The sequence below is a fragment of the Deinococcus budaensis genome (genome assembly GCF_014201885.1).
In the GTDB taxonomy this organism is placed as follows: domain Bacteria; phylum Deinococcota; class Deinococci; order Deinococcales; family Deinococcaceae; genus Deinococcus; species Deinococcus budaensis.
Genome location: NZ_JACHFN010000007.1, coordinates 35,702 through 55,089 on the forward strand (window position 1 = coordinate 35,702; position 19,388 = coordinate 55,089).

The window sequence follows — 19,388 nt, forward strand, 5'->3', positions numbered from 1 at the left end:
GATGCGCCCGTCCCTCCTGGCCGTCTTTGCCCACCCAGACGACGAAACACTTCGCTGCGGCGGCACCCTGGCCCGCTATGCACAGCTTGGCGTGCGCGTGACTCTGGTGTGTCTCACCCGGGGAGAAGCGGGCAAGAACACGGATCCGGCCCTGGGGGAGATCGATCTGGCGCAGCGCCGTGAAGCGGAACTGCGGGAGGCCTGCACCCACTTGACCATCGACCCTCCCCTCTTCCTCGGCTACCACGACAGTGGACGGGGCGAGCGGCTGCGCCGGGATGATCCGCTGGCGACCATCAACGCCGATCCCCTGGAGATGGAAGCGAAGGTGCTGGAGATCGTCGCCCGGGTCCAGCCACAGGTCATGCTGAGCTTCGACCCACACGGGATCTACGGCCACCCGGATCATCTGGTCGCCCACCGCCTGGCCACCGCCGTATTCGCGCGCAGTGGAAGCGTCGGAGTCCCGATCTCCAGGCTCTATTACACGGTGCAGACCCACTCGGAAATGCGCCTGCTCCAGACTGGCCGCTGCTTGGGCGTCCTTTCCGGTCTGGAACCGGACACCTACGCCGTCTGTGAGGAGACCGTCGCCGCCCGGGTGGATATTGCCCAGCAGGGCGAACGGAAACGCCGGGCGCTGTACGCGCACCGAACGCAGACCGGCCCCCTCAGCACCCTGGGTAACCTGACCGAAGCGCAGTGGAAGCCCCTCCTGACGTCTGAGACCTTCAGCCTGGGCGGCACCCGCACGCCCATTGCACGCTACCCACATCCGGACCTCTTCGAGGGCCTGCCGCACCCCGGGTTCCGGGACGTTCAAGCATGAGTGCGCTGGTTGTCCTGGGCAACGTGAATGTCGACCTGATTCTGGGTCCTCTGCAGTCGTGGCCTGAGCCTGGCACGGAGACGCTGCTTCCCCAGGCCACCTGGCGGGTGGGTGGAAACGCAGGCAACGCCGCGGTGACGCTCGGGGCGCTGGGAACCGACGCCCGCATCATCAGCACCGTCGGGCAGGATCTCCCGGGCCGGTGGCTTCAGGAAAATTTACGGGGCATTCCCGTCACCTGGGTTTCCGTCCCGGCCCAGACGTCCATCACTGTCGCGTTCACCCACCCGGATGGGGAACGCTCCTTCGTTACCCACCTGGGCCACCTGAACTCGCTGTGCTGGGACGACCTGATGCCTCACCTCCTCACCTCCGGGTGGGTCCTGCTGGCTGGAGCGTTCCTCACCCCGCGCCTTCGCCAGAACTACCCGTCCATCCTGGAAGCCCTGGCACGCCGCGGCGTACAGGTGGCCCTGGATGCTGGTTGGCCCGATGGAGGCTTTACCCCTGCGGTTCGCCTGGAAGTCGCTGGCTGGCTGCCGCTCGTGCATCACCTGCTGGTCAACGAGGTGGAGGCGTGCGGCCTGACGTGCGAACGCGATCCTGAAATTGCGGCCCTGCGGCTGGCCGAGCAACTGGCTCCTGGAGGCACCGCCGTCGTGAAGCTGGGCGGCCAGGGCGCCCTGGCCGCCCAGCACGGCGCAGTGGTCCGGGCGCAGGCCCCCGAAGTCCAGGTGGTGGATACCGTGGGCGCTGGAGACACCTTCAACGCGGCCTATCTCCACGCCCTGATGCAGGGGTGCAGCCTGCCCGCGTCCGTGACCTTCGGGGTTCAGGTTGCCTCGCACGCCGTGTCCAGCGAAGTGCGCCACGTTCTTCCTGCGGCCCTGTTGGTCCCGACCTGATGACTCTGTCTGACCCGTTGATGCTCCGTGAGGCGCGCGAGACGCCCGAACTGATCACCCGGCAGTGGCAGGAAAACGCCGCAGTCTCGGGCGCCTTGGCGGCAACGCTGGCAGACCGGCGCCCACCTTACGCCGTGACCATTGCCCGGGGCAGCAGCGACCATGCCTGCACGGTGCTGAAGTATGCACTGGAGACCGAACTGGCCCTGCCCGTCGCCAGCCTGGGTCCGAGTGTGCACACGCTTTACGGGGCGCAGCTCGAGCTGCGCGGCGCTCTGGTCATCGCCGTATCGCAGTCCGGGGCCAGTCCGGACGTGGTCGCGAGTGTTCGGATGGCCCGGCGGAGCGGTGCCACGACCGTGGCGGTCGTGAATGTGGAGGACAGCGATCTGGCCCGAGAGGTGGAGTTTGTGCTCCCGTTGCACTGCGGTGAGGAGCGTGCCGTCGCCGCGACCAAAAGCTACCTGACCAGCCTGACGGCGCTGCTGCCCGTGGTGGCCAGCCTCAAAGGCGACCGGAGGTTGCTGGCGGCTCTAGAGCGCCTGCCTGAGGCCCTGCAGCTCACCCTTGGCCTGGAGCGCCCGGCCAGCGAACTGGCCGAGCGTTACCGTTTCGCCGAGAATCTGCTGGTGCTGGCGCGGGGACTGCACTTCGGGGTGGCGCAGGAGGCGGCCCTCAAGCTCAAGGAGACCTGCGGCATCCACGCCGAGGCGTACTCGGCGGCGGAGTTCGACCACGGTCCCAAGCGGCTGCTGGCGGGGGGAGTGGCGCTGCTGGGCTTCACCTCTGCGGATGCGGCGGCAGACGCGACGGCCCGCACCTATGCCGATTTGACCGGGAGTGGAGCGGACCTGCGAACCCTGGGACCCACGCCGGGCAGCACCCTAACCACGCCAGCGACCAATCACCCATTGACGGACCCGGTCGCGAGCGCCCTGGCGTTCTACTTGTTCGCCGCCCATCTCGCCCTCCACCGGGACCTGGACCCGGACGCGCCGCCACTGCTCAGCAAGGTGACCCTGACCCGTTAGGGCAAAAGGACGGGAAGAGAATAGGCAGCACACTTTTGCTTCGGGGCCACACCAGGAAAGCCATTAAGCTGTCACCATGGACTTCGAGACGCTCCGCGTTGACCTGATTGGTACGGACGCCGTGACTCGGGTGGGACCATCGGCCTCCCGCGGCATAAAGGCAAGGACGCGCCGAGGGTCTGTGACGGCATCCACGTGGAGCTGAGCACCCAGGACCTGGACGGGCTGTACGCCTGGATGCAGGAGACGGGCATCGCGGTTGAGACACCGCCGCACGACCGGCCCTGGGAGCGGGTGATGGTGCTGCGCGACCCCGACGGCTTCAGGGTCGAGGTCTCGCGGGGCGAGCGCCAGCGCAACCGTCCCGAGTAAGGCGCTGGACGACGTGAGGGTGAAGACCATCTCGCCGGTCTTCACTTCTTTCGGGCGCCACTTCCCCGGTGACCGGGCGCCCGCCTCGCACCAGTCAAATACCCACACCCATTTTCGGCGGACTTAAGTTGACCTTCATGTTATTCTGTTCCTACCAGAATAGGCGCCGGAGGGTGGCCGTGTGTCAGGAGGGAGCGAAGTGACCAAGCATCTGCTGATCGTTGAGGACAACCCGCACGACCTGGAACTGGCCCGGACGGCGCTGGAGCTGAGTGACGTTTGTTGCGAAGCCCAGGTGGCCCGCGACGGTCAGGAGGCACTGGACCTGCTGCGCCAGGCGGGGAGCATGCCGGACCTGGTGCTGCTCGACCTCAACATGCCGCGCGTGTCCGGGCATGAAGTCCTCCAGCGGGTCAAGAATGACGAGCTGCTGTGGCAGGTACCGGTGGTGGTGTTCACCACGTCGAGCGAGCCGAGCGACCAGGCGGCGTGCGCGGCGGCCGGAGCGGACGACTACGTGGTGAAGCCGGGCGGATTCGAGGAGCTGATTGAGACCCTGAACGCCCTGGGGCGGCGCTGGCTGGCAACCGCACATGCCCCTCTGCGGCGGCTGACCGTCCTGTAAGCGCCGTCCACCTTGTCCCCTTATCACACTCACCTGGCGGTTCTGTACTTTCAGAGAGTCTCTCACAACCACCGACCGGGTGAAGTCGGCAGGGCGCTCCTGGCCCCATCTGGAGCCAGGAGCTTACTTCTTGGCCTTGGTCGTGCGCCCGCGCGCGGGTGCGGCCTTCTTGCCTCTGGCCTGCGAGCGGGATTGGCCCAGTTGCTGCCCTTTCTCGAAGCTGGCCTGCATCTTGCGGCGGGTTTCGGCCGCCAGCGTCTTGAAGTCCACGTCCCCGGCTTCGATGGCCTCGATGGTGGGCTTGACCTTCGCGCTTCGGCGGGGGCTGGCCGCCAGGTCCGCATTGACCCGTTCAAACCAGGCCTGATACTCCGGGGTCAGGTCAATGACCATCTCGCGGGTGTCCCGGGTGCCGGTCTCGTCGCTGCCGCGCTTGCGGTAGGTCTTGGGCAGGGTTGGGCAGGGTGAAGCGCCCCGGCACCTGCGCGGCCTCCAGTTCGCCGGTTCGCACGGCCTCCCGGAGGCGCCGCACAAAAGCGTCGCTCCGCTGGGGGTTGGAGAGGCGGCCGACCTGCTCGCTCAGCGTGATGTAAGGCATCGCCGTCATCTTCAAGGCTCCTCGCCTTGCTGAAGCGGGAACTGGGAAGCAAGGCACCCTGAACGGGGGGCACAACCAAGCAGCGAGGCCAGATATGGAAAACCTGGAGTCGCCTGTAAGCGTCAGCATTTTCTTTTGCCAGAGGCACTTTTTTTATCGCGGTCTGTGTGAAAGATGGTACCAGGAGGGCAGGATGGCCCCGGCCACCACTGGCGGCACGATCAACCTGCTCGGCCCCTCGCCCGGAGGCAAAGCCCCTGGAGACCTCCGGGCGGGGATCTCAGGTCATGCCAACCAGCTTCCTTACCCCCCTCAGCCGCTTTCCAGACAAGCTGCCGCCATGACCCCACAGACCCCACAGGATGAAGATACGGCGTGTCCAGAGCGGCGGGAGCCAGGCGTCAGGCAAAGACCGCGCGGGGAAGGTACAGGCTGACCAGGTAATTGGGCAGATCCACCACTTCACTGATCCGCAGGTCCGCGCACACGCTGCACAGCAGGTAGGCGTCGTCCGGCGCGAGGCCGTACTCCCGGCCGAGGTGGTCGATCATCTCGCGGACCGCGTCCCGCGAGGCACTCAGCAGGTCGCTGGCAACGCCGGTCGTCACGTCGTACCCCTGCTGGTCGATATGACGTGTGACCGGACCCGGCGTCCGGAAGCGCGGGAAGGCGAAGTTCGCCTGCTTGACCAGCGAGAGGTGCAGAGTGACCTGCATCGCGGACTCGATGGCCGTGCCGCAGACCTCGCCGTCGCCCTGAGCTGCGTGCGTGTCCCCGATGCTGAACAGCGCTCCGGGCACCTCGACCGGCAGATACAGCCGCGTGCCCGCGCGCAGGTCACGGATGTCCATGTTGCCGCCCACCCGGCGCGGAGGCACCACCGAGGGCGGCCCCGGCTCTGCGGGCGCATTCCCCAGGGTCCCGGGAAATGGCTGGACCGGCACCCGGATTCCCGGGGCGAACTCCGCCACGTTCCGGTCGTAGGTCCAGACTTTCAGGTAAGGCTCGGGGAACTCGTCAGCCAGCAGCCCGAAGCCGGGAATGTTGACGGTCCAGCCGCTTCCGGACGGGATGAATTCCAGCAGCTCGACCACCAGCGCGTCGCCCGGTTCCGCGCCGTGGACGTACACCGGCCCCGAGAGCGGGTTGACCCGGCCGAAATCCAGCGCTCGCAGGTCGGCCAGGGTCGCGTTCGCGCCGAGCTGTCCGCCGCTGGCGTCCGCGACGCTGAAGGAGACGGTGGTACCGGGCGCGACCTCCAGCGCGGGCGGCAGGTCACGGTCCCAGCCGTGGTGGCAGGGATGGTCATGCAGGGTGCGGTGGGTCATGTGGGAAAGCTCCTCATGGGACTCCGCTTGGACCGCTCACGAAGGGATTCGGGCCAAGCGAATGGAAGCGGAGGCCGGACGTGAGAGTGACGACCCGGGTTGGTTGGCCGGGTGGACGGCGGGACAGACCGAAGCCGGGTCAGGAGGTGCGGCCCCGGGGGTCGAGGGCCTCGCGCAGCCCGTCCCCCACCAAGTTGAAGGCCAGCACGGTCAGAAAGATCGCCAGACCGGGAAAGATCGCCAGCCACGGGGCGTCCGCGAGGTACCCGCGCGCCGTGTTCAGCATCGACCCCCAGCTGGGCGTGGGCGGCTGCACCCCCAGGCCCAGGAAAGACAGGCTGGATTCGGCCAAAACGGCGTTGGCAATCGCCAGGGAGGTCTGGACGATCAGGGGGCCGCTGATGTTCGGCAGCAGGTGACGCCAGAGGGTCCGGCCACTGCTGGCGCCCAGCGCCTGCGCGGCCTGCACGTATTCGCGCTCGCGCTGGGCCAGCACCTCGCCCCGGGCCACCCTGGCAAAGGCCGGAGCCGTCACAATCGCGATGGCGAGCATGGTGTTTTGCAGGCTGGGTCCCAGGATGGCCGCGAGGGTGATCGCCAGCACCAGAAAGGGGAGGGCCAGCATTGCGTCCACCACGCGCATGATCAGCTCGTCGAGCCAGCCCCGGAAATAGCCAGCAATCAACCCGAAAAACGTCCCGGACAGCATGGCGAGCGTGACCGAGACCAGCCCCGCGCTGAGCGAGACCCGCGCCCCGTAAAGCACGCGGGTCAGGTTGTCCCGGCCCAGTTCGTCTGTGCCGAAAGCGTGCTCGGGGCTGGGCGCACTTCGCAGGTCGGTGAAGGATGCCTGCGCCGGATCGTAGGGACTGATGACCGGCGCCAGCAGGGCCAGCGCCGCGAACGTCAGCAGGATCAGAGCGCCGAACACGGCGAGCTTGTTGGCCAGGAAGCGCCCCAGGGCCTTGTTCCTCCGCCAGGCGCGCAGGCGGGAAGGTGGCGAGGCGGGCAGAGACCGGGCCATCACTGGTACCGGATGCGCGGATCGACCGCCGCATACGTAAGATCGACGAGAAAGCTCACGGCGAACACCGCGAGCGCGGAGGTGAGCACCATGCCCTGGATGACCGGCAGGTCGCGGGTGAACACCGCGTCCACCAGCAGCCGCCCGAAGCCCGGCACGCTGAAGATCTGCTCGGTGATGACCGCGCCCCCCAGCAGCCCGCCGAGTTGCAGGCCGAAGGCCGTGATGACCGGAATCAGGGCGTTACGCAGCCCATGCTTGATCAGCACGCGCGAGTGGGTCACGCCCTTGGCCCGGGCAGTCCGCACGTAGTCCTGGGTCAGGGCCTCGGTCATGCTGGCGTGCAGATAGCGGGTGAGCACCGCCGCCGACGCGGTCCCCAGCGTGATCGCGGGGAGGATCATCAGCGAGAGGTTGCGCAGCGGGTCCTCGGCAAAAGACACGTACCCGCTGGCCGGAATCCACGCGAGCTGAACGCTGAACACGTAGATCAGCAAAATCCCCAGGAAGAAGTTGGGAATGCTGATCCCCGCCAGCGAGAGCAGCGTCACCACCCGGTTGGTCAGCCCCCCGGGGTTCAGGGCGCTGAGCAGTCCGGCAGGCAGCGCGATCACCAGCGCCAGCAGCATGGATAGCACGGCGAGTTCAGCGGTGGTCGGCAGCTTGTCCGCGATCAGGGCCGCGACGCTGGCGTTGTCCTTGACGCTGGTCCCGAAATCGAACCGCAGGGCGTCAAGCAGCCACTGGCCGTATTGCACCGGCAGGGGCTGGTCGAGGCCCAGGCTGCGGCGCAGTTCGGCCAGGGCCTGCGGCGTCGCTTCCTCGCCCAGCAAGAGCCGCGCGGGATCACCGGGTAGAAGACGAACCATGGTGAACACCAGAACGGTGACCACCAGGAGGGTCGGAAGGGTCGAAAGCAGGCGGCGCAGCGCGAACTGGATCACGGGAAAAATGCTCCTCGGCGCCGAAGCCGGGCGGGAGAAGCCTGGCTCCACGGGCGCCCGTCACCTTCAGAAACCGGACCTTCGGGAACTGCCTACTTCAGCGACACGTCTTTGAAGCGCATGATGCCGTCCGGGATGGGCTTCAGGCCGCTGACGGCCCGGCTCATGCCCAGGACGTTGCGCTGGTGGTACACGAAGATGTAGGGCACGTCGCTGCGGATGGTGTTGAGCGCCACGTTGTAGCTGGCCTTGCGGGCCGACATGGCCGTCTGGGCGCGTGCCCTGTTCAGCAGGGCGTCCACCTGCTTGTTGCTGTAGCCGGAGTAGTTGTTCGTCCCGCCCGTCACGAAAAACTCGTAGATGTTGCCGTCGGGGTCCGGGCGACCGCTCCAGCCCAGGATCAGGGCGTCGAAATCCTTTTTGTCCGAACGCTCCAGCAGGGTCCCGAACTCGACCTGCTCGATCTTGGCGTTGATCCCTGCCTGCGCGAACATCGCCTGGTAGAGCTGGGCGAGCTGGGTGGTGACGGAGCCGGGCGTGGTCAGCAGGGTAAAGGTGAGGTTGCTCTGGCCCGCCTCCTGAAGCTTGCGGCGGGCCAGGGCCACGTCGGGCTTGGGCGCGCTCCCGGCGATGTAGACGGGTGAGCTGGGCGCGAAAGGCCCCGTGGCGGGGGTCACCGTGTTGTAGAACACGACCTTGTCAACGGCCTCGCGGTCGATCACCGTCGCGAGGGCCTGCCGCACGGCCTTGTTGTTGAAGGGGGCGCGGGCCGTGTTGAGGTGGATGCCCTGGTAGCCCAGCCCGGCATAGTTCATCACGTCGAACCTGGCGTTCTTGTCCAGCTTCGAGATGTCCTTGGGGTCGATGGGATTGATGACCTGCACGGCGCCCGAGAGCAGGTTGGCGTAGCGCACGTCGCCGTCCGGGAAGGGGCGGAAAACCAGTCGGCCGATCTTGGGCGCGCCGTCCCAGTAGCTCTTGTTGGCTTCCAGCGTGATGTTGTCCTGCCGCTTGCGGCTGACGAACACGAAGGGGCCGCTGCCCACCGGCTCGTTGCCAAAGTCCTTTCCGGCTTTCTGCGCCGCTTTGGGATTCACGATCATGCCCGAGCGGTCCGCGAGCACCGCGAGCAGCGGGCCGTAGGGCTGGCTGAGCGTGATCTGCACGCTGGTGGGGCTGAGGACCCGGACCTCCTTGACGCTTTTCAGCTCGCTCTTGCGGGCGCTGCCCTCCAGGGTCATGTGGCGGTCCAGCGAGAACTTCACCGCGTTGGCGTCGAGCGGGGTGCCGTCGTGGAATTTCACGCCGGGGCGCAGGGCAAAGGTATAGGTCAGGCCGCCGTTGGTGACCTTCCAGGACCGGGCCAGCATCGGCACGACCTTGAGGTTCTGGTCGAGATCGACCAGCTTGTCGAAAATCTGGTTGAGCACCTGGCGGTCGACCAATGCGCTCGACAGCGTGGGGTCGAGACGCGGCGGGTCGGCGTCCAGCCCAACCGTGAGGGTCTGGGCCGCAGCGGTGCCGAGGGCCAGCAGGGCGAACAGTCCGAGGGTCTTGGCGTGGCGCATGGGCGTCTCCTTGGTCACAGCGTGACTTCCCCGGCAGGGCGGGAAGACCGGTCCTGGGCCGTGGGCTTGAGGGCGGACGTTTCGACGACGGCGGTGAGGTGGTCAAACATCGCGGTCCTGGCGCGCTCGGGATCGTTGGCGAGGATGGCCTGCGCGATGCGCCCATGCTGGGCGATAGTAAGTTCGGGCAGGTGGCCGGTCAGGGCCGTGGTCCGCAGGTCGCTCAGCAGGGAACGCAGCAGGGCGAGCACTTCGAGGATGACCGGATTGCCCGCCGTCTGCGCGACGAGCTGGTGAAACTGGAGGTCCTCTTTGGACAGCCGCAGGCCCCGCGCCGCCGCCTCACGCTGCTGGTTCAGGGCGAGTTCGAAGGCCGGGGCGTGCCCCGCCGCCGCGCGCCGTGCGGCGAGGGCCGCGACTTCCGGCTCCAGCAGCAGGCGGAATTCCAGCAGATCGAGGGCCGCCTGGGGACTGCCGCTGAGCAGGCCGCGAAAGGGCAGACTCAGGGTCTGGGCGTTGGGAGAGCGCACGTAAGTTCCGTCGCCCTGGCGGACTTCCACCTGCCCCAGCAGTTCGAGCTGGCGAAAAGCGTCGCGCAGGCTGGCCCGCGACACCCCGAAGCGGGCGCTGAGTTCGCGCTCTGGCGGAAGGCGAGTGCCACTAGGGTACGTCCCGTTGCGAATAAGGAGCAGAAGCTCGTTGGCGACCGTGTCTGACAGTTTGACCTTGCGGATGACACTCGGCACTCGACCTCCTAGACGTACATCAACGCTGGAAGAGGTAGTATGGTCAGACCAATTGTATGTGGACCGAGTGTACCTCCTGGCTGCTGAAAATGCACGTCTGTTCTGACTAGACAGACCGCCTGAGCACGCCTCTGCGCGCTCCTCGTCAGCCTGACGCGATGGGGCGCTCCCCGACCTGGCCCGGCGTGGGAACCGGCCCTGCGGTCGGCGGGCAGGCCGATAGGCAGGCTCCGGCAGGCCGCCCGGTAGGCGAGGGAAAGCCGGTCTTGGGCCTGGTGCTCGCTGACGGTGCCGTCCGGGTGCGTCAGGGTGACCGTGTGGACCTCGGTGGCCAGCGCGGCGAAGCGGACGCGCTCGCGGCGGCTGCAACAGCGGTAGCCGTGGGCGCGCAGGTGGTCGCGGTACACCCGGCACACGTCGCTCATGGGGACCACCCGGCGGGGACCTGTGCTTGCGAGGTCGGTGCGGGGAAACTCGCGAATCAGAACAGCGGATGACCCCAGCAATTCAAATCACAGAGCGAAGTGGTCGGCACCACCCCGACAGCAGATGGGAATGCCCGGCCGCCCGGATTCGGACAGGCGGCAGAAGTTTTGGCGATGACAACACCAGGCCGTTCCCGGTGTGGGAGCACCTCAAGCGGTGACCACCCATCCCCGAAAGGCGAACCCGGTATAGAACAGGCTGACCCCCCGGAACCCGGCGTCCCGCAAGGTGGCCTCGTCCTCCTCCGGCGTGAGGATGTGCAGGCGCGCGTCCAGGGCCACCCAGGCCTTCGCCGCCTGCTGAGGCTCGATGCCGGAAGTCACCAGGAAGGCGGCGTGGCGTGACAGCCACAGGTCCCGCTCGCCTTCCCCCTGCGGAAAGCTGAAGTGGGCCACCACGAACGGCGCGCCGGGCCTGAGACGGCGGTGAACCTGGGCCATATGGGTCTCCCTGAGAGCACCACTGATGACTGGGCTTGCCCCGATTGTGCGTAGTTGAAGTTAAGCGGCTGTAGCTTGGCGTTCGAACTCCAGGGGCGTCAAGTACCCCAGGGTGGAATGGCGGCGCTGGCGGTTGGAGAAGACTTCAATGTCCTCGAAGACGGCTTGGCGGGCAGCCGCACGGCTCTCGAAGATGACCTCCTCGAACAGCTCCCGTTTCAGGGAGCTGAGAAAGCCCTCCACGACGGCGTTGTCCCAGGAATCCCCCTTGCGGCTCCTGCTGCCCCTGGCCCGCAGGCGGGCCAGTTCTGCCTGAAAGAGCCTGCTGACGTATTGGCTGCCCCTATCGCTGTGATGGAGCAAGCCCGAGGGCGGATCACGACGCCTGGCGGCCATCTGGAATGCGGCCAGCGGCAGAGTGGCGGGCATGGACGCGGCCATCGCGTACCCAATCACGGCCCGCGAATACAGGTCCAGGGTGACCGCCAGGTACAGCCAACCCTTCCGGGTGGGCACGTACGTGATGTCGGACGCCCAGACCGGATTGGGCTGCGGAACCTCGAACTGGCCTGGCGTTCCAGGCGGTTGGGGCAGACCGGGAGAGGGTGGTGGCTGTCGGTGGTGCGCAGCCAGCGGCGCTTCCCTATGCCCGGAGACCCCCCGAGCGCATCAGGCGAGCCACACGCTTTCGAGACCCCCGCAGACCTTCGGCCCGCCGTTGCGCGTGAAGTCGTGGCGCCCCATATCTGCCCTTACTCCGCTGGTGAGCGTCCTGGATGCGCTGCTCCAGCAGCGCATCCTGCTGCTTGCGGTCGGAGATCGGCCTTCTCCGCCAACGGTGGTACCCACTCACCGACACCTCCAGCACCCGGCACCTCACGTCCAGACGGGAGTGCTCGCGGTGAGCGTGGATGAAGCGGTACCTCAGCGCGTGGTTTCTTTGGCGAAGAAGGCCGCCGCTTTATTCAGGATTTCGCGCTCCTGGCGCGAGATCTCGTTTTCTTTGCGGAGTCTCTGAATCTCCTGCTGTTCCGGGGTCAGGACCGGCTTCCCCTGACCAGGACAAGCCGCCTCGCCCTTTTCCTGTTCGGCGTTCATCCACTTCCGCAGTAATGAGACGTTGATGCCCAGGTCGCGGGCGGTGCCCGAGAGCTTGCCGCCGGTTCGGGCGAGTTGCACTGCCGTAACGCTTGAACTCGGCGGTATGAATGCTGCGGTTTGTCATGATGGCGCCTCCCCTCTTCGAGGCTGACCTCCACCTGCGCACAACCGGGTCACCCTCAGTGCAGCGGGCAGCCTGAAGTTCAGGTGGCTCACCAGGAACGTCGACCCGCTCCTCGTGAACTTGCCCGAAGCTCCCAGCCTGGCGACATCCCCTTCGCCGCGACGGACGGCGCGGGGCAGCAGCCTGGCCTCACGGGTTTTCCACCCTTTTCCAGCACACTTCCAGCTCGCCTACGGTGACGCGGCCACGCGGTCCCGGCCCGCCGCCTTGGCCTCGTACAGCTTCTCGTCGGCCAGAGCGATCATCTTCTCGTGGTCGCGCACGTCCGTCCGGGCGCAGACGCCGATGGACAGGGTCACCTCGAGGTCTGGTGCCAGCTCAGACCAGGGATGATGCCGCACCGCAAGGCGAAGCCGCTCGGCCATGTCCGCTGCTTGTTGGGGGGTGGCGTGGGGGAGCACCACCAGGAATTCCTCGCCGCCGTAGCGGCCCACCAGGTTTCCGGGACGGCAGAGGTCCTGAAAGAGCCGCGCCGCCCGGCGGAGGACCTCATCGCCCACCGGGTGGGAGAAACGGTCGTTAATCTGCTTGAAGTGGTCGAGGTCCACCATCAGCAGGGCGAGCGGGTGGCCCGTCTGCCGGTGTTGCTCGAAGGCCTGCAGCAGCCGCTCCTCGATGTGGCGGCGGTTGTACACGCCGGTCAGGCCGTCTTCGCGCAACTGGCGCTCCAGCCGCTTGGACTGCTCCTGCAGCGCCGCCAGCAGCGCGGTCTTCTCGCGGTTGGCTTTTTCAAGTTCGGCGTTTGTCCCGGCCAGTTCCAGCGTGCGGATCCTGTAGGCCTCTGCCTCGGCGCGGGCCCGCTCGGCCTGGTGCTCGACCATCAGGGCCGCCGTGCGCTGCGAGTTCTCCTGGCGGTAGATCTCCAGGTCGAGCGCGTACGCGGTCTTGAGATGCTCAGTTGCCTGCACCGGGTCAGCAGCACCCTGGTAGGCCGCCGCCAGATCCCGGTGCGCCTCGGCGGCGGCACGCTTGATGCCGTAGCGCTCGGCCAGGATGCGGGCCTCTTCAAGGAGTGGCTGTGCCCCCTGACCCCCGCCGTTACGCAGCAGGCCCCGGCCAAAATACAGCGCTGCCCACACCGCCACTTCCGGGTACCGCTCGGCAACCGGGGAGACCCGGTGCCACGCGTCTGTGTACAGCTTCAGGGCTTCTTCCCAAGCCCCCTGTTCATCCATGGCCCGGGCCAGGGTGGAGGTCGACACGATGTCGAGCATGAAGTTGCCTTGTTGCCTTGCCAGCGCCACGGCCTGCCGACCTTCGTCAACCGCCGCTTGCAGCTGCCCTGTTTCCAGATGGAGATCTGAAAGGTTGTACCGGCACAGCAGCTCGCCGTCCGCGCTGCCCTCCCTCAGGTGCATGCCCAGCGCTTCTTGAAAGTATTCGGCAGCCTTGCCGAAGTCCTCCAGATTTTTGTAGAGGAGCGCCAGGTTTCCCAGCATCTTCGCTTCGCCGCTCAGATCCCGCAGCTTTCTGGACAGCTCAATGGCCTTGAGGCAGCAGGCGACGGCCTTTTCCGTGGAGTGCAGGCTGGCGTGAACCCAGCTCAGGATGTTGAGGCTGTCACGCTGCAGTGGGAGGTCAGGCAACCGCTCACCGATCTCCAGCGCCTGACCCAGCAGGTCCAGGGCCTGTGAAAGCTCCTGCATGTGAAAATGCGCGAAGGCCAGATTCCTGAACCCGAACCCGGTGCCGCGGGCGTACCCGTGCTGCTGCGCCAGCGTCAGGGCCGCCTGGGTCCGTTCCCGCAGCGCCTCGGGATCCTGGGACCGCAAGTCCCACGCCTGGTCCAGCATGGCGTCGATCAGGGCCTGGGCCTGACGCTCGGCGTCCGTCAGCACCGGTTCCCCTCCCGCCTCTTCGGGGGCTCCCCCGGGGTCCGCCGCCGGGCGCGGCTGCTCTTCCGGGAACGTCTCGTGCTCGCCCCGGCGCAGCAGCTCGGCAAAGGCCCCCACAATGTCCGGGTCAAAGTGCTTTCCAGCTTGCGCCTGCAACTCGGCGAGCGCGTCCTCGGGGGGCCACGCCGCCTTGTACGGACGTTGGGTGGTCAGGGCGTCCCAGACGTCCACGACGGCGACGATCCGGCCAACCAGGGGAATCTGTTCCCCAGCCAGGCCCTGGGGATAGCCGCTGCCGTCCCAGCGCTCGTGGTGGGTCAGCGCAATCTGCTCGGCCAGACGCAGCAGTTCCGAGCGTCCACCCTGCAGCACGCGCGCGCCAATGGTGGTGTGGTGCCGCATCACCGCATGGTCCTCGGGCGTGAACTTCTCCTGCTTGAGCAGCACGGCGTCGGGGACGCCGATCTTGCCCACGTCGTGGAGCCGCGCGGCGAGGCGAATCAGGTGGACGTCCCGGGCCGGCAGGCCGAAAGCCTGGGCCAAGCGTCCGGCGAGGTTGCCCACCCGGTGGGTGTGCAGGGCGGTGCGGTCGTCGCGGTACTCGGCTGCGACGCCCAGCCGGGTCACGGTCTCGAGTTGTGCCTGTTCCAATTCCTCGGTGCGTGCCCGCACCTGCGCCTCCGCGTCCTCCTTGGCGCGCAGGGCCACGTCGTTGAGCTGGCGGTACATCTCCGACTGGTGCCGGGCCTTTTCCAATTCGAGCTGATCGGTCAGGTGCCGCAAGCGGCGGTCACTGTCCTCCCGGAACAGCTCACGCTGCCCCCGAATCACTTGCTCTTGGTGAACCAGGGCGTCCTCCAGGTCCCCCAGGACCCGCAGGCTGGCCGCGAGCTGTTCGCGGGCCAGCAGGGCCTCGCGGGGCATGGACCCCGCAGTCAGGGTCAGCGCTTCCCGCAGGTGCCCGGCAGCGGCCTCATGCTCGCCGCGCCCAGCATGCAGCGCACCCAGGTGGATGAGGGTGCTGGCCAAGACAGGCTTGTCGTCGAGGCTCCGGGCCAGCTCCCGCGCCTCGTGCAAGGTGGCGCGGGCCAGGTCGTCTTGCCCCAGGGCGGACTGGACTTGTCCCAGCGCATCCAGGGTACCGGCCTCCTCGTGCCGCAGGCCATGGGCACGGGTGATGGTCAGGGCGTGCAGGAACGCGTCCAGGGCGCCGCGGTACTCCCCACGCTCGCGGTACACGATCCCCAGTTCGTTGTGGCCGGCCGCCATGCTCAGAAACGTGCCGGTGCGTTCCCCCACCTCGATGCCGGCCCGCAGGGACGCCTCGGCCTCGGTCAGGTTTCCCAGCTCGCGGTAGACCTTGCCCACATTGACCAGGCACATGCTCAGGAGGCTGTTGAGCGATACCTCATGGTTGCGCAGGAACTCCAAGCAGCGCAGGAACGAGTCAAGGGCCTGCATGAAGTGCCCCAGGCCCTCGTGCACCAGGCCCAGGTTGTTGAGGGCTTTGGCATGGCCCTCGCGGTCCCCCAGGCGCAGGCGCAACTCGGCGAGCCGCTCCAGGGTCGAAGCGGCCTCCACGAAGTTCCCCTGGCGAAACTGCACCATGGCCTGAAGGTCCAAGACCTGCACCAGCACGCTGTCCATGGCCATATGCCCGCTGAGACGAATCACTTCCTCGCACAGCGGCAGTGCGAGGTCGAAGCGTTCGAGCTGCTCGGCACAGCGCAGCCGCAGCAGCAGCGCCTCGCCGTACAGCGCGGCGTGCGGGACTTGCAGATAAGCCCGGGCGGCCTGCTCGGCGAGCAGGTCGCCCCGTTCCGGATCACCCAGCGCCAGCGCCGCCAGGGCCTGGGTGTGCAGCGCCTCGGCCACGCCCAGGGTATACCCGGGCGCCTGCACCTGGCCCAGAATCCCCGCCGCCCGGTCCCAAGCGGCTTGAGGATGGTCCGGCACCAGTGCCCGGGCCTCCCGGTTGAGCGCGTCACTGTCTTGGCGCAACCGCTCCAGGGCTTGTGCCTCCGAGTTCTTCGTGCTGCTGCTGCTGCTGTTCGTCATAGGATCCCTAGGGGGCAAGGTGAGGCGAGTCAGGGGGAAGACGTCGGCCGGAATCCAGGAGACGAGGATCCGGCCGGGAAGCCACCAGCAGGGCCAGCTTAACGGACGCTCTTCAGAAAGGCACCCACATTGATGGCCCCCTGGCCCAACAGGGCCGATCCACCGGCGGCGAGGTTCGGGTTGTTCGGCGCCACGCTGGTGGCTGTGGCGCCGAGCTGCTGCGCCAGGCGTCCCCGGTCGTCCCCGCTGTAGGCTTCTCCCAGGGCGAGCGCCAGCGCTCCTGCCAGGACCGGTGCGGCGAAAGACGTGCCCTTGACGGCAACGACCGTGCCGTTCAGGCCTGCGGTGACCAGGTCGTCGCCGGGCGCGAGGACTTCCAGGTTGCCGCCGTAGTTGGTCCAGGGCGTGAGTGTGTAATCGCTCCGGATCGCGCCGGCGTTGATCGCGTACTGCCCCAGCGTCGTGTTCTGGGTGCTGCTTCTGGCAGGGTACTGAACGTACCTCGTGCCGTCGTTGCCGGTGGGCAGCGTCACGTACACTCCCTGTTCGGCGGCCTCCCGGATCGCTTCGGTGAGCGTGCTGTCGTACCCCGACACGGCCGAGACGTTGATGATGTCTGCGCCGCTGGCGACCGCGTGACGCACGGCCGCCGCGACGGTATCTGCGGGCGTCTCGCCGCTGGCCTTCAGGGCGCGCAGGGGCAGGATGGTGGCGCCGGGGGCCACCTGCAGGATCAGGCCTGCCACGGCGGTGCCGTGACCGGACACCGTTCCGCCGTCCTCCTCCTGGGGCACGGCGTCGTTGCCGATAAAGTCGCGCCAGTGGGCGGCGTCGGCGAGGTGATCGGCAAAGGCGGGATGGCCCAGGTCAAGGCCGGTGTCCACCACAGCGACCATAACGCCCTCGCCCAGATGAGGGGCCTGGGCCTGACCCGCCGCGAGGTGGATGGCTTCCCAGTCGGCCAGGTTCTCCGCAAAGGTGTTGCGCAGCCCACCCGGGAGGGTACTGGCCCAGAGGTCGTCGGTGGCCCTGGCCCAGGCCCCGTAGGACGCTCTGGCCCAGGCTCCATAAGAGGCGCTCGCCTCGGCCACCTTGACGTGGGTTGAGGTGGCTCCTGGGAGAGCGAGGGCCGCCGCGGGGGGGGGCGCTGTGGGCGAGCCATTTCCGGCCGGCACGGTGCCGCAGGCCGACAGGAGGGCCGCAACCCCGGCCAGCCGCATGGTGTTCTGGAGCAGGGACGACATCATGGATTCCTAACGGTACACGTCAACGAGGCGGAAAGCAGAGACTGTCCCGAAGCCCAGGCCGTTTGGGTAAGCGGGATCCGAACCGGGCCGGGCCGTGCTGTTGAGGTTCCCCATCAAGGCCTTTGCGCCGGAACTTTCGGTGATGTTCAGGCCGGTGCTGAGCGCCAACGCGAGGATCCCGGACACGACCGGGGCGGCGAAGGACGTGCCGGTGGCGTCCACGACGTTGCCGCCGGGAAACAGGGTACGAATCCTCTCTCCAGGGGCGGTCAGCTCCAGGTGGTGGCCGTAGGTGCTGAAGCTGGATTTCAAAAAGGTGCCCGTAACGCTCCCCACCCCCACCGAACCCTGGCCCTGTGAGCCGGTCAGGTAGTCGGCCGGCGCTGCGGGGAAGAGCACGTTGGTGTCCCCCGAGTTGCCCGCCGCAGCGACCACCACGATGCCCTTGCCGATGGCGGCACTGACGGCGGTGTTCAGCGCTTTCACGTCTGCATTCGAGCCCAGTGACAGGTTGATGACTTTCGCCCCCTTGAGGACGGCGTAGTTGATGGCGTCGGCCACCGTGGCCACGTCGCCCTCGCCAAAAGGGTCGAGGACGCGAAGGGCAAGAATGGTGGCCTTGGGCGCGACTTGCGCGATGATCCCCGCCACGGCGGTGCCGTGCCCGTACCCCTGGGAATAGGTGCCGTCGGTGTTGCCATTGACCTCGCTGGGATCCAGGTCTCCCTGCACATAATCCTTGCCGTTGGCCAGGTCGAGCCTTCCCTGCAGGCCGGGGTGGTTCAGATCGATCCCGGTGTCGATCACCGCCACCTTAATCCCACTGCCCTGTTCTGGAACCAAGGCCTGCGCGCTGCTCAGGCCAATCGCGTCCCAGTTGACGATGTTTTCGGTGAAGGTGGTGGCCGAGCTCGTGGTGCCCGACCCCCAGGCGTTGTACCCGCTGCCCCAGGCATTGTAGCCACTGCCCCAGGCGTTGTAGCCACTGCTCCACGCCGCCAGCCCTTGCTCGGCCACCTTGTAGACGCGCGTATTGGACTCGACAGCCGCATCGTACTTTCCCTTGGCGCTGCTGTTGTTGGCCAGCACAGCGGTCCGGGCGACAGGGTCGTACACGAGCACTTGGCCGCCGTAGAGCGACTTGAGGGTACTCGGCGTTTCCGTGGCGGGCACACCCGCGAGCGTATGCACGTACCGGAAAGCACTCAGGCGGTTGACCACCCCGGTGGTCGCCTGGGGCTGCAGCCCTGGGCCAGCCAGCCCCACGTCGGGGCTGCTGCCGCAGGCGCTCACCAGCAGGGCGATGAGTGCAAGGACTCCTCGGGAGGTCCAGAGTTGACGTTGCTTCATCATGACTCCTTTTAAGCAGAGCAGTGGTGGAGGGCTCTGCGGCAGTATTCAGAAAGAATGATCACACGTCCATCACCTTTTACATGAAGCCATTGCAGCTGTAGCGTTCTGGAGTGAAACTCTGCGTGCCCGACGCGCTCTTCGAGGCTGCCGGGGAGATCCCAGCCATTTGAGGGCCTGCAGCGATGCAGATCAAGGCGCAAAAGTAAGGAGACTGTCAGGCCGTGTGGAGTAAGGGCTGTCAGCGCCGTGGACTGCCCCCCTCAGCGTGGACCCGGCGTCAGGCACTCCGCCCTGCGCGCCCATGATCCCCTGGAGTGACGGCACCGGAAAAGCCCCTGGGCCGCAGCGCAACGACAGCCGCGGGTTCACACTGGAGATCGTCAACCAGGTTGGAAGCGGCCAGGAGGCTGCCGCCCGGCTGAGCCGAGGGCACCGCCTCCCGCCCAGTTTGATTCACCGAGTCGCGTGGGGAGGTCGAGACTCGTGGAAAAGGGGCCTTCACCGACCCTGGCCAGGAAGACCGCAGCAGCACGGTCGGTCGCCCCAACCCCGTCCGCGCCCCCTGCACCGCCGCCACCTCCGCGTCCACGTCCGCCGCGTCTCCCAGGGTCAGCAGGACCTCGGCCCCGCACGCCGCCGCGAGGTCCGCCTGCGTCTGAGTGCGTAAGGCCGCCGCCGTGCTGGCCTCCCAGCCGTCCCGGATCAGCAGCTCCG

General features: G+C 67.3%; 17 protein-coding genes and 1 pseudogene. 5 read left to right on the forward strand and 13 right to left on the reverse strand.

The window, feature by feature from the left end; translation table 11 throughout:
* The first annotated feature begins 1 nt into the window (after nt 1).
* From HNQ09_RS10385 to HNQ09_RS10405, 5 genes are all read left to right on the forward strand, one after another.
* Complete coding sequence (locus tag HNQ09_RS10385) at nt 2-829, forward strand: PIG-L deacetylase family protein (RefSeq protein ID WP_184028804.1); 828 nt, start codon at nt 2-4, stop codon at nt 827-829.
* Nucleotides 826-1,734: a carbohydrate kinase family protein gene (locus HNQ09_RS10390; protein WP_184028806.1), complete on the forward strand. Its 909-nt coding sequence runs from the start codon at nt 826-828 to the stop codon at nt 1,732-1,734. Before HNQ09_RS10385 ends, HNQ09_RS10390 begins: the two co-directional genes overlap by 4 nt.
* Complete coding sequence (locus tag HNQ09_RS10395) at nt 1,734-2,765, forward strand: SIS domain-containing protein (RefSeq protein WP_184028808.1); 1,032 nt, start codon at nt 1,734-1,736, stop codon at nt 2,763-2,765. Before HNQ09_RS10390 ends, HNQ09_RS10395 begins: the two co-directional genes overlap by 1 nt.
* A gap of 189 nt (nt 2,766-2,954) precedes the next feature.
* Complete coding sequence (locus HNQ09_RS10400; RefSeq protein WP_343057754.1) at nt 2,955-3,137, forward strand: VOC family protein; 183 nt, start codon at nt 2,955-2,957, stop codon at nt 3,135-3,137.
* A gap of 199 nt (nt 3,138-3,336) precedes the next feature.
* Entirely contained in the window at nt 3,337-3,762 is a 426-nt protein-coding gene (locus HNQ09_RS10405) for a response regulator (protein ID WP_184028812.1), read from the forward strand.
* A gap of 123 nt (nt 3,763-3,885) precedes the next feature.
* Here the strand turns inward: HNQ09_RS10405 and HNQ09_RS19260 are convergent, their stop codons facing one another.
* The 13 genes and pseudogenes from HNQ09_RS19260 to HNQ09_RS10465 all read right to left on the reverse strand — a co-directional run bounded on the left by HNQ09_RS19260 (nt 3,886) and on the right by HNQ09_RS10465 (nt 18,674).
* A complete protein-coding gene (locus tag HNQ09_RS19260; RefSeq protein ID WP_343057734.1) occupies nt 3,886-4,155 on the reverse strand; it encodes a hypothetical protein in 270 nt (89 codons plus the stop codon).
* A complete protein-coding gene (locus HNQ09_RS19265) occupies nt 4,145-4,369 on the reverse strand; it encodes a hypothetical protein (protein WP_343057736.1) in 225 nt (74 codons plus the stop codon). Before HNQ09_RS19265 ends, HNQ09_RS19260 begins: the two co-directional genes overlap by 11 nt.
* 392 nt (nt 4,370-4,761) lie before the next feature.
* Nucleotides 4,762-5,688 (reverse strand): acetamidase/formamidase family protein, encoded by a 927-nt coding sequence (locus HNQ09_RS10415; protein WP_184028815.1) that lies wholly within the window; start codon nt 5,686-5,688, stop codon nt 4,762-4,764.
* Nucleotides 5,689-5,827: 139 nt separating this feature from the next.
* Complete coding sequence (locus HNQ09_RS10420) at nt 5,828-6,712, reverse strand: ABC transporter permease (RefSeq protein WP_184028817.1); 885 nt, start codon at nt 6,710-6,712, stop codon at nt 5,828-5,830.
* Entirely contained in the window at nt 6,712-7,656 is a 945-nt protein-coding gene (locus tag HNQ09_RS10425; protein WP_184028819.1) for an ABC transporter permease subunit, read from the reverse strand. Before HNQ09_RS10425 ends, HNQ09_RS10420 begins: the two co-directional genes overlap by 1 nt.
* A gap of 92 nt (nt 7,657-7,748) precedes the next feature.
* Nucleotides 7,749-9,224: an ABC transporter substrate-binding protein gene (locus tag HNQ09_RS10430; protein ID WP_184028821.1), complete on the reverse strand. Its 1,476-nt coding sequence runs from the start codon at nt 9,222-9,224 to the stop codon at nt 7,749-7,751.
* 14 nt (nt 9,225-9,238) lie between these two features.
* A complete protein-coding gene (locus HNQ09_RS10435; protein WP_184028824.1) occupies nt 9,239-9,970 on the reverse strand; it encodes an FCD domain-containing protein in 732 nt (243 codons plus the stop codon).
* 8 nt (nt 9,971-9,978) lie between these two features.
* Nucleotides 9,979-10,395: a hypothetical protein gene (locus HNQ09_RS10440; RefSeq protein WP_184028826.1), complete on the reverse strand. Its 417-nt coding sequence runs from the start codon at nt 10,393-10,395 to the stop codon at nt 9,979-9,981.
* A 210-nt stretch (nt 10,396-10,605) separates the two neighbouring features.
* Nucleotides 10,606-10,896 carry a hypothetical protein gene (locus HNQ09_RS10445; protein ID WP_184028828.1) on the reverse strand — a complete coding sequence of 97 codons (291 nt, stop codon included), beginning with the start codon at nt 10,894-10,896 and terminating at the stop codon, nt 10,606-10,608.
* 60 nt (nt 10,897-10,956) lie between these two features.
* A pseudogene (locus HNQ09_RS10450) lies at nt 10,957-12,121 on the reverse strand (IS3 family transposase).
* Nucleotides 12,122-12,351: 230 nt separating this feature from the next.
* Nucleotides 12,352-16,074, reverse strand: coding sequence for a tetratricopeptide repeat protein (locus tag HNQ09_RS10455; RefSeq protein WP_184028830.1), 3,723 nt, complete (start codon nt 16,072-16,074; stop codon nt 12,352-12,354).
* Nucleotides 16,075-16,172: 98 nt separating this feature from the next.
* Nucleotides 16,173-17,321 carry a S8 family serine peptidase gene (locus HNQ09_RS10460; RefSeq protein ID WP_184028832.1) on the reverse strand — a complete coding sequence of 383 codons (1,149 nt, stop codon included), beginning with the start codon at nt 17,319-17,321 and terminating at the stop codon, nt 16,173-16,175.
* Between the two features lie 6 nt (nt 17,322-17,327).
* Complete coding sequence (locus HNQ09_RS10465) at nt 17,328-18,674, reverse strand: S8 family serine peptidase (RefSeq protein WP_184028834.1); 1,347 nt, start codon at nt 18,672-18,674, stop codon at nt 17,328-17,330.
* Nucleotides 18,675-19,388: the final 714 nt, after the last annotated feature.

Excerpts from the sequence above, each read along its gene's own strand:
- HNQ09_RS10385 (WP_184028804.1), top strand. The coding sequence starts at position 2 with ATGCGCCCGTCCCTCCTGGCCGTCTTTGCCCACCCAGACGACGAAACA.
- HNQ09_RS10390 (WP_184028806.1), top strand. The coding sequence starts at position 826 with ATGAGTGCGCTGGTTGTCCTGGGCAACGTGAATGTCGACCTGATTCTG.
- HNQ09_RS10395 (WP_184028808.1), top strand. The coding sequence starts at position 1,734 with ATGACTCTGTCTGACCCGTTGATGCTCCGTGAGGCGCGCGAGACGCCC.
- HNQ09_RS19260 (WP_343057734.1), bottom strand. The coding sequence starts at position 4,155 with ATGGTCATTGACCTGACCCCGGAGTATCAGGCCTGGTTTGAACGGGTC.
- HNQ09_RS19265 (WP_343057736.1), bottom strand. The coding sequence starts at position 4,369 with ATGACGGCGATGCCTTACATCACGCTGAGCGAGCAGGTCGGCCGCCTC.
- HNQ09_RS10415 (WP_184028815.1), bottom strand. The coding sequence starts at position 5,688 with ATGACCCACCGCACCCTGCATGACCATCCCTGCCACCACGGCTGGGAC.
- HNQ09_RS10420 (WP_184028817.1), bottom strand. The coding sequence starts at position 6,712 with ATGGCCCGGTCTCTGCCCGCCTCGCCACCTTCCCGCCTGCGCGCCTGG.
- HNQ09_RS10430 (WP_184028821.1), bottom strand. The coding sequence starts at position 9,224 with ATGCGCCACGCCAAGACCCTCGGACTGTTCGCCCTGCTGGCCCTCGGC.
- HNQ09_RS10440 (WP_184028826.1), bottom strand. The coding sequence starts at position 10,395 with ATGAGCGACGTGTGCCGGGTGTACCGCGACCACCTGCGCGCCCACGGC.
- HNQ09_RS10445 (WP_184028828.1), bottom strand. The coding sequence starts at position 10,896 with ATGGCCCAGGTTCACCGCCGTCTCAGGCCCGGCGCGCCGTTCGTGGTG.
- HNQ09_RS10455 (WP_184028830.1), bottom strand. The coding sequence starts at position 16,074 with ATGACGAACAGCAGCAGCAGCAGCACGAAGAACTCGGAGGCACAAGCC.
- HNQ09_RS10460 (WP_184028832.1), bottom strand. The coding sequence starts at position 17,321 with ATGATGTCGTCCCTGCTCCAGAACACCATGCGGCTGGCCGGGGTTGCG.
- HNQ09_RS10465 (WP_184028834.1), bottom strand. The coding sequence starts at position 18,674 with ATGATGAAGCAACGTCAACTCTGGACCTCCCGAGGAGTCCTTGCACTC.